This window comes from Streptomyces sp. HUAS 15-9 (assembly GCF_025642155.1).
In the GTDB taxonomy this organism is placed as follows: Bacteria; Actinomycetota; Actinomycetes; order Streptomycetales; family Streptomycetaceae; genus Streptomyces.
In genome coordinates this window covers 3,408,251-3,424,191 of the sequence record NZ_CP106798.1, presented here as the reverse complement: position 1 = coordinate 3,424,191, position 15,941 = coordinate 3,408,251, and the positions used below count along the sequence as shown (strand labels likewise).

General features: G+C 72.3%; 13 protein-coding genes, 1 tRNA gene and 2 pseudogenes. 13 read left to right on the top strand and 3 right to left on the bottom strand.

The features are described 5' to 3' along the window. The first annotated feature begins 183 nt into the window (after window positions 1–183). The 5 genes and pseudogenes from N8I87_RS15720 to N8I87_RS15700 all read left to right on the top strand — a co-directional run bounded on the left by N8I87_RS15720 (window position 184) and on the right by N8I87_RS15700 (window position 6,651). Window positions 184–1,075 (top strand): annotated as a pseudogene (locus N8I87_RS15720) (FAD binding domain-containing protein). Beyond that, entirely contained in the window at window positions 1,072–2,922 is a 1,851-nt protein-coding gene (locus N8I87_RS15715; protein ID WP_263209286.1) for a 2Fe-2S iron-sulfur cluster-binding protein, read from the top strand. Before N8I87_RS15720 ends, N8I87_RS15715 begins: the two are co-directional and overlap by 4 nt. Next, window positions 2,919–5,228, top strand: a complete 2,310-nt coding sequence (locus N8I87_RS15710; protein ID WP_263209284.1) for a xanthine dehydrogenase family protein molybdopterin-binding subunit — start codon at window positions 2,919–2,921, stop codon at window positions 5,226–5,228. Before N8I87_RS15715 ends, N8I87_RS15710 begins: the two co-directional genes overlap by 4 nt. Then, on the top strand, window positions 5,225–5,362 hold the full coding sequence (locus N8I87_RS15705) for a hypothetical protein (RefSeq protein WP_263209282.1): 138 nt from the start codon (window positions 5,225–5,227) through the stop codon (window positions 5,360–5,362). Before N8I87_RS15710 ends, N8I87_RS15705 begins: the two co-directional genes overlap by 4 nt. A 128-nt stretch (window positions 5,363–5,490) precedes the next feature. Further along, window positions 5,491–6,651, top strand: a complete 1,161-nt coding sequence (locus N8I87_RS15700; protein ID WP_263209280.1) for an SUKH-4 family immunity protein — start codon at window positions 5,491–5,493, stop codon at window positions 6,649–6,651. On the opposite strand, the gene N8I87_RS15695 is transcribed toward N8I87_RS15700, so the two are convergent. Further along, complete coding sequence (locus tag N8I87_RS15695) at window positions 6,606–7,007, bottom strand: MerR family transcriptional regulator (protein WP_263209279.1); 402 nt, start codon at window positions 7,005–7,007, stop codon at window positions 6,606–6,608. The genes N8I87_RS15700 and N8I87_RS15695 overlap by 46 nt on opposite strands. Before the next feature lie 99 nt (window positions 7,008–7,106). Between N8I87_RS15695 and N8I87_RS15690 the strand changes: the two genes are divergently transcribed. Next, entirely contained in the window at window positions 7,107–7,571 is a 465-nt protein-coding gene (locus N8I87_RS15690) for a hypothetical protein (protein WP_263209277.1), read from the top strand. Here the strand turns inward: N8I87_RS15690 and N8I87_RS15685 are convergent. Then, window positions 7,543–7,640, bottom strand: a tRNA-OTHER gene (locus N8I87_RS15685). The two genes, N8I87_RS15690 and N8I87_RS15685, sit on opposite strands and share 29 nt — an antisense overlap. A gap of 173 nt (window positions 7,641–7,813) precedes the next feature. Here N8I87_RS15685 and N8I87_RS15680 point away from each other — a divergent pair. The 7 genes from N8I87_RS15680 (at window position 7,814) to N8I87_RS15650 (ending at window position 14,731) form a co-directional block, all read left to right on the top strand. Next, a complete protein-coding gene (locus N8I87_RS15680) occupies window positions 7,814–9,262 on the top strand; it encodes an MFS transporter (protein ID WP_263209275.1) in 1,449 nt (482 codons plus the stop codon). Continuing rightward, window positions 9,263–9,436 (top strand): hypothetical protein, encoded by a 174-nt coding sequence (locus N8I87_RS15675; RefSeq protein WP_263216982.1) that lies wholly within the window; start codon window positions 9,263–9,265, stop codon window positions 9,434–9,436. A 128-nt stretch (window positions 9,437–9,564) separates the two neighbouring features. Further along, on the top strand, window positions 9,565–9,771 hold the full coding sequence (locus N8I87_RS15670; RefSeq protein ID WP_263209273.1) for a hypothetical protein: 207 nt from the start codon (window positions 9,565–9,567) through the stop codon (window positions 9,769–9,771). Then, a complete protein-coding gene (locus tag N8I87_RS15665) occupies window positions 9,768–10,142 on the top strand; it encodes a type II toxin-antitoxin system death-on-curing family toxin (RefSeq protein ID WP_263209271.1) in 375 nt (124 codons plus the stop codon). Before N8I87_RS15670 ends, N8I87_RS15665 begins: the two co-directional genes overlap by 4 nt. Before the next feature lie 116 nt (window positions 10,143–10,258). Continuing rightward, window positions 10,259–12,052: a DEAD/DEAH box helicase gene (locus N8I87_RS15660; RefSeq protein ID WP_263209269.1), complete on the top strand. Its 1,794-nt coding sequence runs from the start codon at window positions 10,259–10,261 to the stop codon at window positions 12,050–12,052. 384 nt (window positions 12,053–12,436) lie between these two features. Next, on the top strand, window positions 12,437–13,078 hold the full coding sequence (locus tag N8I87_RS15655; protein ID WP_263209267.1) for an IclR family transcriptional regulator: 642 nt from the start codon (window positions 12,437–12,439) through the stop codon (window positions 13,076–13,078). A gap of 147 nt (window positions 13,079–13,225) precedes the next feature. Next, a complete protein-coding gene (locus N8I87_RS15650; protein WP_263209265.1) occupies window positions 13,226–14,731 on the top strand; it encodes an amino acid permease in 1,506 nt (501 codons plus the stop codon). Here the strand turns inward: N8I87_RS15650 and N8I87_RS15645 are convergent. Further along, window positions 14,705–15,893, bottom strand: a pseudogene (locus tag N8I87_RS15645) (IS110 family RNA-guided transposase). The gene N8I87_RS15650 and the pseudogene N8I87_RS15645 sit on opposite strands and share 27 nt — an antisense overlap. Between the last annotated feature and the right edge of the window lie 48 nt (window positions 15,894–15,941).

The following is a 15,941-nucleotide window of genomic DNA, read 5'->3' as shown; positions in this document are numbered from 1 at the left end:
GCCCTGAGTGGCGATGAGGTATGAAAACGGACCATCTACCCGATGAAGTGGGCGAACGGCTCCTAGCGAACCCCCGCGCTCGAGTGTTGCGATGATGTGCCAGAGTTGCCACGTCCGCCCTGTGTGCACGTACCGTACGGCCACACAGGTGGGACCAGGGGGCAGCGGGAAGGGGCAGCCGGTTTGACCACGCACGCACCGCAGGCGGCGCAGGCCGTCACGCTGCCCACGACTCTGGACGAGGCCGTGGCAGCGCTTTCCGCCATGCCCGCGGCCGTGCCCGTGGCGGGCGGCACCGACCTCATGGCCGCCGTGAACTCCGGACAGCTCAGGCCCGCCGCCCTGGTGGGCCTCGGTCGGATCAGCGAGATCCGCGGCTGGCAGTACCAGGACGGCCACGCGCTGCTCGGTGCGGGCCTCACCCACGCGCGCATGGGCCGCCCCGACTTCGCCGCCCTGATTCCCGCGCTCGCCGCCGCCGCGCGCGCGCGGGCCGCCGCACATCCGCAACGCGGGCACCCTGGGCGGCAACATCGCCTCGGCCGCGCCCACGGGGGACGCGCTTCCGGTGCTCGCCGCCCTGGAGGCGGCGCTGATCGTCGCGGGCCCGGGCGGGTCCCGGCGGGAGGTCCCGGTGTCGCACCTGCTGGCGGGCATGGAGATGCTGCGCGCCGGTGAGCTCATCGGCTACGTGCGCGTGCCGCTGCTGCACGCCCCGCAGGTCTTCCTGAAGGCGACCGGACGGACCGGACCGGGCCGTGCGACGGCCTCCGTCGCCCTGGTCCTCGACCCCGCCCGGCGCGGGGTGCGATGCGCCGTCGGGGCCATAGCGCCGATGCCGCTCAGGCCTCTGGACGCCGAGCAGTGGGTCTCCCGGCTCATCGACTGGGACAGCGACCGCGCGATCGTCCCCGACGCGCTGAACGCCTTCGGGGAGTACGTCGCCGCGGCCTGCATCCCCGACCCGGCCCCGGAGGAGGACGGCTCCGTACCACCGCTTCCGCCCGCCGTACTGCACCTGCGGCGCACCGTCGCCGCGCTGGCCCGACGAGCACTGGGGAGGGCGCTGTCGTGACCGACGACCAGCACGGAGAGGGCGCGTCCCGGGGCCGTAGCCGCTGGGACCCGCTGCCCCAGGGCGACTACGACGACGGCGCGACCGCCTTCGTGAAACTCCCCGAAGGGGGCATCGACGCCCTCCTGGCCGGCGACACTCCGCTCGCCGCGCCCGGCCACGGCTACGTACCGCCGCAGATAGCGGTGGCCCCCGGCCCGGACGCCGTGACCGACCCGGGGGCGACGGGCACCTGGGCCATGCCGGCCGACGGCGCGCAGTGGCCCGACCCGAACGCCGTGCCCCAGGAGGCGGGCGCGGACGACCGGTTCGCGTACAACCCCATGTCCACGCAGCAGTGGACCTTCGATGATCCCGCCGCGGCTACTGCGCCCGGTCCCGGTTCCGGTCACGACGTGACCGGCCAGTGGTCCATCCCCGTCGCCGGTGGTGATCTTCCGGACGAATCGGGCGAGTTCACCACATCGTCCTTGGTCGAACAGTGGGGCGGCACCCCGCCGGCCACCCTCCCCGGCGGCGCGCCCGCGCCCTGGGCGACGGAGGGCGCCGGGCAGCCCTGGGGCCAGCAGACGGCGGATCCGCGGGCGGGTGAGACCCGGGCGGGCACCGGACAGGCCGTCGTGGACCACCCGGACCGCGCACCCCGCGTCGGACACCCCGAGCCGCCGGCCGACCACGACACCGGAAGCACCGCAACCCGGGCCGTGCACGACGCCGACGGCCCGGCGGCACCCGGCGAGGAGCCCGACGCCGACCACGCGTCCCGGACCGCGCCCGCGTACGCCGCGCACGAGGCCGACGGGACGTCGGAGCCGGCCGAGGACGCCGAACCGGCCGCGGGGATCGGGGCCGAGGACGCCCACGGGGTCGAGGAGGCCCCTGAAGGGGCCACCGGCAGCCCCGCGGGGGACGCCGCCACCGCCGATGCCGAACCCGCCCCGGAGGCCCGGGAAACGGCCGCCACGGGCGACGACGACGCGGCCGCGCGGGACCGGGCGCCCGCACACGACGACCACCCCCTCGCCTCCTTCGTCCTGCGTGTCAACGGCGTCGACCGCCCGGTCACCGACGCCTGGATCGGCGAGTCCCTGCTGTACGTCCTGCGGGAGCGGCTCGGGCTCGCGGGCGCCAAGGACGGCTGCTCGCAGGGCGAGTGCGGGGCGTGCAACGTCCAGGTGGACGGCAGGCTCGTCGCCTCCTGCCTGGTGCCCGCGGTCACCGCGGCCGGCAGCGAGGTCCGCACGGTCGAGGGGCTCGCCGTCGACGGGCAGCCCTCCGACGTCCAGCGGGCGCTCGCCAAGTGCGGTGCGGTGCAGTGCGGTTTCTGCGCGCCCGGCATGGCCATGACCGTGCACGACCTCCTCGAGGGCAACCCGGCCCCGACCGACCTGGAGGCGCGCCAGGCGCTGTGCGGCAACCTGTGCCGCTGCTCCGGCTACCGGGGCGTCCTGGACGCCGTCCAGGACGTCGTCGCCGAACGCGAGGCGCACGCCGCGGCGGACGCCGAGACGGACGCGGGCGAGGCACGTATTCCGCACCAGGCGGGCCCGGGTGCCGGCGGCGTCAACCCGTCGGCGTTCGAGGCGTCCGGACCGCCGGTCCCGCACGACCAGTCCTACGGACAGGGCCAGTCCTATGGACAGGACCAGTCCTTCGGCGGACAGGACCAGTCCTTCGGCGGACAGGACCAGTCCTACGGTGGGCAGGACCAGTCCTACGGTGGGCAGGACCAGTCCTACGGTGGGCAGGACCAGTCCTACGGTGGGCAGGACCAGTCCTACGGTGGGCAGGACCAGTCCTACGGTGGGCAGGACCAGTCCTACGGACAGGACGGAGGCCAGGCGTGAGCAACGAAGCCGCCACCGCGGCCGGCGCCGCGGAGGCCGCCCCCGCCCCCGAGCCGTTGCCGCACGGCCTCGGTTCCTCCCTGCTCCCGGCCGACGCCCGCGCCAAGACCGAGGGCACCTTCCCGTACGCGGCCGACCTGTGGGCCGAGGGCCTGCTGTGGGCGGCCGTGCTGCGCTCCCCGCACCCGCACGCGCGCATCCTGTCCATCGACACCACCCACGCGCGCGAGATGCCCGGCGTACGGGCCGTCGTCACCCACGAGGACGTGCCCGGCACCCCCCGGTACGGCCGGGGCACGCCCGACCGCCCGGTGTTCGCCTCCGAGGTCGTACGCCACCACGGCGAGCCCATCGCGGCCGTCGCCGCCGACCACCCAGACACCGCGCGGATGGCCGCGGCGGCCGTCATCGTCGAGTACGAAGTACTCGATCCGGTGACCGACCCGGAGCAGGCGTTCGAGGCCGAGCCGCTGCACCCCGACGGCAATCTGATCCGGCACATCCCGCTGCGCCACGGCGACCCGGACGCGGCCGCCGAGATCGTCGTCGAGGGCCTGTACCGCATCGGCCGCCAGGACCCCGCCCCCATCGGCGCCGAGGCCGGCCTCGCCGTGCCCCGCCCGGACGGCGGCGTCGAGCTCTACATGGCCTCCACCGACCCGCACACCGACCGCAACACCGCCGCCGCGGTCTACGGGCTGACCCCCGACCAGGTGAAGATCGTCGTCACCGGCGTCCCCGGCGCCACCGCCGACCGCGAGGACCAGGGCTTCCAGCTCCCGCTCGGCCTGCTGGCGCTGAAGACCGGCTGCCCGGTGAAGCTGACGGCGACCCGCGAGGAATCCTTCCTCGGCCACGTCCACCGGCATCCCACCCTCCTGCGCTACCGCCACCACGCCGACGCCGAGGGCAATCTGGTCAAGGTCGAGGCGCAGATCCTGCTCGACGCGGGCGCGTACGCGGACACCTCGTCGGAGGCCCTGGCCGCCGCGGTCTCCTTCGCCTGCGGCCCGTACGTCGTCCCGAACGCCTTCATCGAGGGCTGGGCGGTCCGCACCAACAACCCGCCCTCCGGCCATGTACGCGGCGAGGGCGCCATGCAGGTCTGCGCCGCCTACGAGGCGCAGATGGACAAGCTCGCCAAGAAGCTCGGCCTGGACCCGGCGGAGCTGCGCCTGCGCAACGTGCTCGCCACCGGGGACGTGCTCCCGATCGGCCAGACGGTGACCTGCCCGGCCCCCGTGGCCGAACTCCTCCAGGCGGTACGGGACTTCCCGCTCCCGCCGCTGCCCAAGGACACCCCCGAGGACGAGTGGCTGCTGCCCGGCGGCCCCGAGGGCGCGGGCGAGCCGGGCGCGGTGCGCCGGGGCGTCGGCTACGGCCTGGGCATGGTGCACATGCTCGGCGCGGAGGGCGCCGACGAGGTCTCCACGGCGACGGTGAAGGTCCACGACGGCGTCGCGACCGTGCTGTGCGCGGCGGTGGAGACGGGCCAGGGCTTCACCACGCTGGCCCGCCAGATCGTCCAGGAGACCCTGGGTATCGACGAGGTGCACGTCGCGCCCGTCGACACCGACCAGCCCCCGGCCGGCGCGGGTTGCCGAGGCCGGCACACCTGGGTCTCGGGCGGCGCGGTGGAGCGGGCGGCCAAGATGGTCCGCACCCAGCTGCTCCAGCCCCTGGCACACAAGTTCGGCATGTCCACCGAGCTGCTGCAGATCACCGACGGCAAGATCACGTCGTACGACGGTGTGCTGTCGACCACCGTCACCGAGGCGATGGACGGCAAGGAACTGTGGGCAACGGCACAGTGCCGCCCGCACCCCACCGAGCCGCTGAACGCCGAGGGCCAGGGCGACGCCTTCGTCGGCCTCGCCTTCTGCGCGATCCGCGCGGTGGTGGACGTCGACATCGAACTCGGCTCGGTACGGGTCGTGGAACTGGCCGTCGCCCAGGACGTGGGCCGGGTCCTCAATCCGGCGCAGCTCTCCGCCCGTATCGAGGCGGGCGTCACCCAGGGCATCGGCATCGCCCTCACCGAGAACCTGCGCGCCCCGCGCGGTCTGATCCGCCATCCCGACCTCACCGGATACGCCCTGCCCACCGCTCTGGACGTGCCGGACATCCGGATCGTCAGGCTGGTCGAGGAGCGGGACGTGGTCGCCCCCTTCGGGGCGAAGGCCGTCAGCGCGGTGCCGGTGGTGACCTCACCGGCGGCGGTCGCCTCCGCCGTACGAGCCGCGACCGGCCGCCCGGTGAACCGCCTCCCGATCCGCCCGCAGGCCGCGGTGGTGACGGCCCAGTGAGCGAGTCCGAGAACGGGTCGCACAACGAGCCGCGCTACGAACCGCCGCCCAGCGTCGGCAAGTTGCTGATCTGGATCCTGCTGTTCGTCATCGCGGCGGTGGTGGTCGTGCTGGGCGGCGTGTACCTCACCTGACGTTCTTCGTCCGCGGGCCGTCGTCCGCAGGTCGTTGTCAGTGGTGCGGCGTAGTGTTCTGGGCAGTGGGGGACTGTCGGGCGGACACACCGCCGTACGACGCTGTACTACAAAATCGCGGGGGAGCGATGAGCACGACCGATGCCGCTGTCGCGGCGATCACCTTGACCGAGCACGAACTCGGTCCGTACGTCACGCACGCCCCGACGCGCGGCCTGCTGACCGGCCCCGGACTGCCGTGCGACGGCGACCTGTTGACGTTCGCGCCGCTGCGCACGGCCGGCCTGCGCACGCTCGCCGACGCCACGGACGGTCCGGCGCGGCTGGCGGAGGAACTGCGGGACCGGCTGGTGATAGGGGAACTGCTCGGCCCGGCGGGCATGGAGACGGAGTCGATCCTGCTCGACGGCGGCACCGGCGAGATCACCACCGCGTACCTCGTCGACCCGTCGGACAGCCGCCCGTTCGCGCCCTCCCTGGCGACGCTGCTGCGGTTCGCCGCGGTCACCGAGGAACTGGCCGGTCTGCGCGGCCGTTTCGCCTCCTTCGCGGACCACTACGGCACCGAGACGGCGACCGAGGCGTCCCGCCGACTCCTCGCCCTCTTCGAGGAGGACACCGACGGCGACGTCCCGCCGTACTGGAAGGCGGCCGCGCTGATCCGCCCGCTGTCGCTCGCGGCGGGCCCCGGCAGGGACTCCGGCCTCACCCTGGACGTCCCCGCGCGCCTCCTGGACCAGGAGTTCGGCCACGGCCGGGTGGCCCGCTTCGAGGAGGTCGACTTCCCCGCCACGCTCACCCACGAGCCGACCCGCCGCTTCCTGCGCGAGACGGGCCTGCCCGAGGCCGCGGTCCTCTTCCACCTCGACACGGACGTACCGCTGCCGACGCTGACCGAGTACTACACGGACGAGCGGGCCGGCGAGTACCCGCTCGACGAACTCCCCGCCCACTCCGACCACTTGATACGCCTCGGCTACCTCGTCGAGGACAACAGCCTGGTGGTGGACGGCACGACGGGCGCGGTCCTGAACTTCAGCGAACCCGAGGCGACCCTCTACCCCCTCAACACGGACGTCTCCACCCTCGCCTTCACCCTCTGGCTGCTGCACCGCGAGCGGGCGATCGACGTGGACCTGGGCGGCGAACTGACCACCGATGCGTACGACCAGCTCGCCGCGACGATGATCCAGGTGCTGTCGGCGGTCGACCCGACGGGCACGACGACCGACGCCGACTGGCACTACTGGACGGAACTGTTCCAGGACGAGGCAGGCGGCGTCCTCTGACCGCCGTCTGCCCGCAGAGGGCAGCCGGTACCGACACGTGTGCCCAACTCGACTCGCAGAGCGGCGAGTTCGGCCATCCGTGCGTCGATGACCCGGATCTTCTCCTCCAACAGCGCCGACAGCGCTTCGGCGGAGTCCGGGGCGTCCCGCAACTCCTCGCCGTGCCGGGCGATCTCGGCCAGGGAGAAGCCGAGGGTCTGGGCGGTACGGACGTAGTGCAGCCAGGGCACCGTCTCCGGCGGGAAGTCGCGATAGCCGTTGGCCAGCCGCCGACCCTCGACAAGGCCGATCTTCTCGTAGAAGCGAATGGTGTCCCTGGTCATACCGGCCTGCGCGGCCAGTTCCCCGATACGCACGACCCTCCCCCGGATCCTGGACTGGGCAGGCTGGATGGGCCTGTTCCGGCTTGCTGGGCTTGACCTTGGACAGTACTCCATTGTTTAGCGTCGGACGTCGTGAACCGACACCAACTCCTCTCCCCGTTCCACCCCGCCTATCTGCGTCTCGTACGCGCGAGCGCCTGGTACGACCTCGTCATCACGGCGGGGTTCGCGACACCGTGGACCTACGCCCTGCTGCACCACGCGCTGTCCTCGCTGGGCGAGGCCACGGGCCTGGGCACCCTGCCCGCCCTCGACCCGATGCAGACCCTGTACGCCAACCTGCTGGGCTCGGTCGTGGTCGTCTGGGCCCTCCTGCGGATCACCAGCCCCCTCCCACTGCACGGCCTCCTGGACGGCCTGGCCCGCACCCTGTTCGCCCTGTGGCAGGCCTACGCGGCGACCCACGGTGCCGCCGACCTGCTGTGGATCTTCTTCGCAGCGGAAACGGCATTCGGCGCGGCACAACTGGCGCCCTGGCTCTGGACGCGACTCATGACACCCGATTCAGAGGCCGTGGCGGGAATCGAACCCGCGTAACTCCCCGCGGGCGGAGCCCGCTGATCGATGCGGTGCAGGCGAGTCCCTGAACCACTCGGGCACACGGCCGTGTGCGTGGAATGAACGTAGGACGGGGGTGGCGGGCGGCTCAAGGGAAGGGCCGGGGGTGCAATGCGACTGCCATACGCCGTTCATGAACGGGGGGTCTAGGACCAAGGTCCGAGGTCGGGGGCGGCTTGCGACAGGGGCAAAGCGGGGCTGTGCGGCTTACCCTGGCGACCATGACCGCCCTTGAGCCGCGCGACGCCGAAGTCGCCGAGGAACCCGCCGACAGAGCCCACGAGAGTGTGCTGGGGCGGTCGCACCGTGCGCTCAGTATCGGGATCGTGTCCGTCGTCCTGCTGATCGCCTTCGAGGCGACCGCCGTGGGGACGGCGATGCCGGTCGCCGCGCGGGAGCTGGACGGGCTGGCGCTGTACGCCTTCGCCTTCTCCGGGTACTTCACCACCAGCCTGTTCGGGATGGTGCTGGCGGGGCAGTGGTCGGACCGGCGGGGCCCGCTGGGGCCGCTGACCACGGGCATCGCGGCCTTCGCCGCCGGGCTGGTCGTGGCCGGTACCGCCGGTGCCATGTGGCTGTTCATCCTGGGGCGCGCCGTGCAGGGGCTGGGCGGCGGGCTGGTGATCGTCGCGCTGTACGTCGTCGTGGGGCGGGCCTATCCGGAGCGGCTGCGCCCCGCGATCCTGGCGGCCTTTGCCGCCGGGTGGGTCGTGCCGTCCATCGTCGGGCCGCTCGCGGCCGGGGCCGTGACCGAGCACCTCGGCTGGCGGTGGGTGTTCATCGGGATACCGGTGCTCGTCGTGTTCCCGCTGGCGCTCGCCACGCCGCAGATACGGCAGCGGGCCGGAGGGCCCGTCGAGGCGGGAGCCGCTGGTCTCTCCCTCGACCGGCGGCGCATCCGGCTCGCCCTCGGGATCTCGCTCGGCGCCGGGCTGCTCCAGTACGCCGCGCAGGATCTGCGGTGGGTCTCCGTGCTCCCCGGACTCGCGGGCGCCGCCCTCCTCGTGCCGGCGGTGCTCGGGCTCCTGCCGCGCGGTACCTACCGGGCCGCGCGCGGGCTGCCGTCCGTCGTGCTGTTGCGCGGGGTGGCCGCGGGGTCCTTCATCGCCGCGGAGTCGTTCGTGCCGCTGATGCTGGTGACCCAGCGGGGGCTGTCGCCGACGCTGGCCGGGTTCTCACTCGCGGCGGGCGGGGTGACCTGGGCGCTCGGGTCGTGGGTGCAGTCGCGGCCGCGGGTGGAGCCGTACCGGGAGCGGCTGATGACCGTGGGGATGGTGCTGGTCGCGGCCGCGATCGCCACGGCGCCGAGTGTGCTGATCCACTCGGTGCCCGTGTGGCTCCTCGCCGTCGCCTGGGCCTTCGGCTGCTTCGGCATGGGGCTGGTGATCGCCTCCGCCGGTGTGCTCCTGCTGCACCTCTCCGCCCCGGAGGAGGCCGGCGCCAACTCCGCCGCCCTGCAGATCTCCGACGCCCTCTCCAATGTCGTCCTCCTCGCGGTGGCCGGTGCGGCCTTCGCGACCCTGGGCGGCGGCAGCGCGGCACACGCCACGGCCACGGCGGCGGGCGACGCCTCCGGGTCGCATCCGGCCGCCTTCGCCGCCGTGTTCCTGCCCATGGCCGGGGTGGCCCTGATCGGGGCGTGGGTGACCACACGGCTGCGGGAGCGGTGAGTGAGCGGTTCGCGGCGGGCGCCCCGTAGCGGCGGCAGCGCGGCACACGCCACGGCCACGGCGGCGGGCGACGCCTCCGGGTCGCATCCGGCCGCCTTCGCCGCCGTGTTCCTGCCCATGGCCGGGGTGGCCCTGATCGGGGCGTGGGTGACCACACGGCTGCGGGAGCGGTGAGTGAGCGGTTCGCGGCGGGCGCCCCGTAGTCGTACGCCGTGAGGGGCCGGTAGCCGTACGCGGCGAGCGACCTGGCATCAGCCGTAAACCGATCGCCCGGCCCCGCCCGCCCCGCCTACCCTCCCCGCATGCACCAGCCCGAGCTGACCCTCCCCCTCGACCCCGCCACCCGGCAGGCTCTCGACGACCTCGCGGACGCCCAGGGGCGTGCGCCGGAGGACGTCGCCCTGGACGCCGTACGCAGCCATCTCCACCATGAGGAACTCGCCGTGCGTGCCGTCGCCGAGCGGCTGGCCGGGGCGCACGCCGACCTGTTGAGGAGGCTCGGCGAATGACCCGCCACCTCACCGTCGCCGAGGTCACCGCCCTCGCCGAGGTCGCCTTCGGGGGACGGGCGCCCGAGGCCCGGGAGCCGGGGCTGCTCGCCTCGGCCGTACACCGGCCCCGTGCCCGGATGTTCGGTACGGCGGCCTACCGGGACCGGTACGAACAGGCCGCCGCGCTGCTCCACGCCATCGCCGCCAATCACCCCCTCGTCGACGGCAACAAGCGCACCGCCTGGCTGGCCGCGGCCACCTTCCTCGCCGTCAACGGGGTCGATCTCGACGGCGTGGACCAGGACTCGGCGTACGAACTGGTCATCGACGTGGCCTCCGGTGTGGAGAGCGATGTCGTCGTGATCGCGCGGCGGTTGCGTGCCCTGTGATGTGGATCCCACCCACGGGGGACCAGGCCTCGTCCGGGCGTTGACACCGCCGGGGCGCCGGTAGGGTGGCCCGGTTGTCATACGTAGCCGAGCCGTCCAACCCCCTCACGGAGACCGTGACTACCACCACCGCTTCCCACTCCCACCACCTCTCCCCGGCCTTCCCGGGCCGGGCTCCCTGGGGCACCGCCAGCAAGCTGCGTGCCTGGCAGCAAGGGGCGATGGAGAAGTACGTCCAGGAGCAGCCGCGTGACTTCCTCGCGGTCGCGACCCCGGGCGCGGGCAAGACGACCTTCGCCCTCACCCTCGCCTCCTGGCTGCTGCATCACCACGTCGTGCAGCAGGTGACCGTGGTCGCGCCGACCGAGCACCTGAAGAAGCAGTGGGCGGAGGCGGCCGCGCGGATCGGTATCAAGCTCGACCCCGAGTACAGCGCCGGACCGCTCGGCAAGGACTACGACGGGGTCGCGGTCACCTACGCCGGTGTCGGCGTGCGCCCGATGCTGCACCGCAACCGCGTCGAGCAGCGCAAGACCCTGGTGATCCTCGACGAGATCCACCACGCCGGTGACTCCAAGTCCTGGGGCGAGGCCTGTCTGGAGGCCTTCGAGCCGGCCACGCGACGGCTCGCGCTCACCGGTACGCCGTTCCGGTCCGACACCAACCCCATCCCCTTCGTGACGTACGAGGAAGGGAACGACGGGATCCGGCGGTCCGCCGCCGACTACACCTACGGGTACGGCAACGCGCTCGCCGACCACGTCGTCCGGCCGGTGATCTTCCTCTCCTACAGCGGCAACATGCGCTGGCGGACCAAGGCCGGTGACGAGATCGCCGCCCGGCTCGGCGAGCCCATGACCAAGGACGCCGTCAGCCAGGCCTGGCGCACCGCCCTCGACCCGCGCGGCGAGTGGATGCCCAGCGTGCTGCGCGCCGCCGACCAGCGGCTGACCGAGGTCAGAAAGGGCATCCCGGACGCGGGCGCCCTCGTCATCGCCTCCGACCAGGACTCGGCCCGCGCCTACGCCAAGCTCATCCGCGAGATCACGGGCACGAAGGCCACGCTCGTCCTCTCCGACGACACCGGCGCCTCGAAGAGGATCGACGAGTTCAGCCAGAGCGACGACCGCTGGATGGTCGCCGTCCGCATGGTGTCCGAGGGCGTCGACGTGCCCCGGCTCGCCGTCGGGGTCTACGCCACCACCATCTCCACACCGCTGTTCTTCGCGCAGGCCGTCGGCCGTTTCGTACGGTCCCGGCGGCGCGGCGAGACCGCCTCCGTCTTCCTGCCGACCATCCCCGACCTGCTCACCTTCGCCAACGAGATGGAGGTGGAGCGGGACCACGCCCTCGACAAGCCGAAGAAGGAGGGCGAGGAGGACCCGTACGCCGAGTCCGAGAAGGAGATGGAGGAGGCGAACAAGGAGCAGGACGAGGACACGGGCGAGCCGGACATGCTCCCCTTCGAGGCCCTCGAATCCGATGCCGTCTTCGACCGGGTGCTCTACGACGGCGCCGAGTTCGGTATGCAGGCTCACCCGGGGAGCGAGGAGGAGCAGGACTATCTCGGCATCCCGGGGCTCCTCGAACCCGACCAGGTGCAGCTGCTGCTCCAGAAGCGGCAGGCCCGGCAGATCGCTCACAGCCGCAAGAAGCCCGACTCCGACGCCGACCTGCTCGAACTGCCCGCCGAGCGCCGTCCGGTGGTCAGCCACAAGGAGATGATGGAGCTGCGCAAGCAGCTCAACACGATGGTGAGCGCCTACGTCCACCAGAGCGGCAAGCCGCACGGGGTGATCCACACCGAGCTGCGGCGGGTGTGCGGGGGGCCGCCGAGCGCCGAGGCGACGGCCGGGCAGCTGAGGCAGCGCATCGCCAAGGTGCAGGAGTGGGCCACCCGCATGCGGTGACGCTCCGCTGGGTTCAGCGATTTTTCCCACCCACCCACCCACCCGCCCGTCTCGGTGGGTCAAGAGGTGATCGTCACGGGGCTTCGCCCCGAACCCCTGCCGCGTGGAGCCGTGTGCGTATCCGGACGAATGTAGGCAGGCCGGATCTGGTCTTGCCCGGATTCTGGACGGAGGCTTCCGCTCAGCGAACCGGCTTCGCTAATGTCCCGCTACGCACACGCCCCGTGGCAGCGCCGCCGCGGAGCGCAGCCGTGAAGCGACTTGGCCCGGAGCCTCCGGGCCGCCATGCCGATCGGCGGCCTCTGAAAGCGCGTCGCCGACGGGACTCTGCGACGCATCCGCCGTGAAGGGGTTGCCGACCTCACCATTGAAGGAGTGGGCGTCGTGACCGCGGAGACCTCTCAGACGCTCGACCGGGGACTGCGCGTCCTCAAGCTGCTGGCCGACACGGACCATGGGCTGACCGTCACCGAGCTATCCAACAAACTGGGCGTGAACCGGACCGTCGTGTACCGGTTGCTGGCCACGCTCGAACAGCATGCGCTGGTACGGCGTGATCTGGGCGGCCGAGCCCGGGTCGGGCTGGGAGTGCTGCGCCTGGGCCGGCAGGTGCATCCGCTGGTGCGCGAGGCGGCACTGCCCGCGCTGCGGGCGCTGGCCGAGGACATCGGCGCGACGGCCCATCTCACGCTCGTCGACGGCACGGAGGCACTGGCCGTCGCGGTGGTCGAGCCGTCGTGGACGGACTATCACGTCGCCTACCGGGCGGGCTTCAGGCATCCGCTGGACCGGGGAGCCGCGGGCCGGGCGATCCTCTCGGCACGGCAGTCGCCGCTGACGGAGCCCGGCTACACCCTGACGCACGGTGAGCTGGAGGCGGGTGCCAGCGGGGCGGCGGCGCCCCTGCTCGGCGTCACGGGCGTGGAGGGCAGCGTCGGCGTCGTGATGCTGGCGGACTCCGTGCCCGAGCGGGTCGGACCGCGGGTCATGGACGCGGCCCGGGAGGTTGCCGAAGCGTTGCGCTAGCCGATCCTCCCGGCACGGCAAGCGCGAATTCTTTGGCCGATCCGTAAATCGGCTCGCCCCACCTTTGGTCGATCCCCTCACCCCGGCGTCGTCGTCCCTCCGCATCATCAGGGGCCATAGCAGCCCGACGGTGGAGGGAACGACACGGTGGAGACAGTCGGAACACGGCCCAGAGCCGGACAGGAAACGAGGCCGGCAGGCCGCCTCACCCGGCGGCAGGCCGTCGGCTCGCTCGTCGGTGAGGCCGAGGGCAGCCCGCTCAAGCGGACCATGGGGGTCGCGCAGCTCACGCTGCTGAGCGTGGGCGCGACCCTGGGCACGGGCATCTTCGTCGTGCTCGGGCAGGCCGTCCCCGAAGCGGGCCCGGCCATCGTCGTCTCCTTCGTGCTCGCCGGGGTGACCGCGCTCTTCTCGGCCCTCTCCTACGCCGAGCTGGCCGGCATGATCCCGGGCTCGGGCTCGTCGTACAGCTACGCCTACGCCACCCTCGGGGAGTTCGTCGCCTGGGTGTGCGGCTGGTGTCTGATCCTGGAGTACGGGGTGTCCGTGGCCGCCGTGGCGGTGGGCTGGGGCCAGTACGTCAACGAACTGCTCGACCTCACCCTCGGTGTCACCCTGCCCGAGTCGCTCAGCGCCCCGCCCGGACTCGGCGGCACGCTCAACATCCCGGCCGCCCTCATCGTCGTCCTCGCCATGGTCGTGCTGCTGCGCGGCGCGAAGGAGAGCGCAGTCGCCAACACGATCATGGTCGCGGTGAAGATCGCCGCGCTGGTGATGTTCTGCGCCGTCGCCTTCACCGCGTTCCACGCCGGGAACTTCCAGCCCCTGTTCCCGCTCGGCGCCGCGGGCATGAGCGCCGGTGCCGCCTCCCTGTTCTTCTCCTACATCGGCTTCGACGCCGCCTCCACCGCGGGCGAGGAGGCCAAGAACCCGCAGCGGGACCTGCCGCGCGCCATCATCCTGTCCCTCGTCCTGGTCACCGCCCTGTACGTCCTCGTCGCCGTCGCCGCGCTCGGCGCCATGCCGTGGACGAAGTTCGAGGGCACCGAGGCCACGCTGAGCCAGATGCTGGTGCACGCCGTCGGCGGCGGGAACGTCTGGCCGATCCTGCTCTCCATCGGTGCCGTCGTCGCCACCACCAGCGTCGTGCTGACCGTGCAGTACGGACAGATCCGCATCCTGTTCGCGATGGCCCGGGACGGTCTCGTGCCGCCGCTGTTCGCCAAGGTGCATCCGCGCACCGGGGTGCCGCGCGCCAACACGGTCATCGTCTCCGGCTTCATCGCGGTGCTCGCCGCGCTCGTCCCGCTCGGCAGCCTCGCCGACGCCACCAGCATCGGCACCCTGTTCGCCTTCATGCTGGTCAACCTCGCGGTCGTCATCCTGCGCCGGCGCAGCCCCGAGGCCTCCCGCTCCTTCCGCGTCCCCCTCTCTCCGGTCACGCCCCTGCTCGGCGTCGGCTTCTGCGCCTACATGCTGTTCAGCCTCGGCGCCGACACCTGGATCGCCTTCGGGGTGTGGATGGCGGTCGGCCTCGTCGTCTACGGCCTCTACGGCATCCGGCACTCCAAGCTCAACCAGCTCGACCGTCTCGACCAGCCCCCGCAGGACTTCCCAATCGTGATGTCAAGCCGCAGCCGTGACGGGAGGTGAACCTTGATAGCACTCTCCGTCACGGATCATCGCCCACAAGACGTTGAGCCTGCGGCGAGCGAGGGCCAGCAGGGCCTGCTTGTGTCCTTTCCCCTCGCTGCGCTTGCGCTGGTAGTACGCCTTGGAGGCGGAGCATGTCGTGATGCTGACCATCGCCGAGAGGTACATCGACCGCAGCAGGCCACGGTGGTACCGCTTGGGCCTGCGCAGGTTGCCGCTGACGCGGCCGGAGTCGCGTGGTCTGGGGGCCAAGCCGGCGAAGCCGGCCAGTCGGTCGGCGCTGCCGAAGGCGTCCATGTCACCGCCGGTGGCGGCGATGAACTCGGCACCCAGCTTGGTGCCCATACCGGGGAGGCTGCGGATCACCTCGGCGTGCGGATGCTCGCGAAACCTGGCCTCGATCAGGGCGTCGAGCTCGGCGATCTCCTCATCGAGGGCCATCACCCCCTTCGCGAGGCGGACCACCATGGCGGCGGCCAGCCTCTCGCCGGGCAGCGCAGTCTGCTGGGCTTGCGCGGCTTCCACCGCCTTCTTCGCGAGCGTGGCGGCGCCGCGGACCTTGCGGTGCTTCAGCCAGGTCTCGATCCGCTTGACGCGCGCGGCGGATCGCGGCCGGGGTCTGGTAGCCGGTCAGCAGCGTCACCGGGCCCTTGTTGACCAGGTCCAGCGACCGTTCCAACGCGGGGAAGATCTCCAGCAGTTGAGCCCGCAGACGGTTGATCTGCCGGGTGCGGTCGAAGACCACGTCCAGCCGCCGGGTGGTCAGAGTGCGCAGGTCGACGGCGATCTCGTCACCGGGCCGCAGCAGCCCGAGGTCCCGGCGGACCCGGGCCTGGTCGGCGATGACGAAGGCGTCCTTCGCGTCGGTCTTGCCCTCGCCCTTGTAGGTGGCCGAGGCCCGGTGGACCGCCAGGCCGGTGAGGTAAGCCATCGGCTGGCCGTGATTGAGCAGCAGGCCAATCAGCAAAGCGGCGCCGCCGTGGTTGAGGTCGACGGCCCACAGCACGTCGGTGGATATCGCCAGGACATCGCCGATGAGCTGCAGCAGCTCGGTCTCGTCGTTCAGGACCCGACGGGACAGCAGACGTTCGCCATCCGCGTTGATCACCACGCAATGGTGGTGTTCCTTGCCGATGTCCACTCCGGCCCAGATCTCGGGCACGTTCCCCTCCGCCAGCTCGCCATCACATCGATCCCGCAGACGACCTCG

Coding starts and splice junctions, on each gene's coding strand:
- N8I87_RS15700 (WP_263209280.1), top strand. CDS start 5,491: ATGAGCACGACCGATGCCGCTGTCGCGGCGATCACCTTGACCGAGCAC.
- N8I87_RS15680 (WP_263209275.1), top strand. CDS start 7,814: ATGACCGCCCTTGAGCCGCGCGACGCCGAAGTCGCCGAGGAACCCGCC.
- N8I87_RS15670 (WP_263209273.1), top strand. CDS start 9,565: ATGCACCAGCCCGAGCTGACCCTCCCCCTCGACCCCGCCACCCGGCAG.
- N8I87_RS15665 (WP_263209271.1), top strand. CDS start 9,768: ATGACCCGCCACCTCACCGTCGCCGAGGTCACCGCCCTCGCCGAGGTC.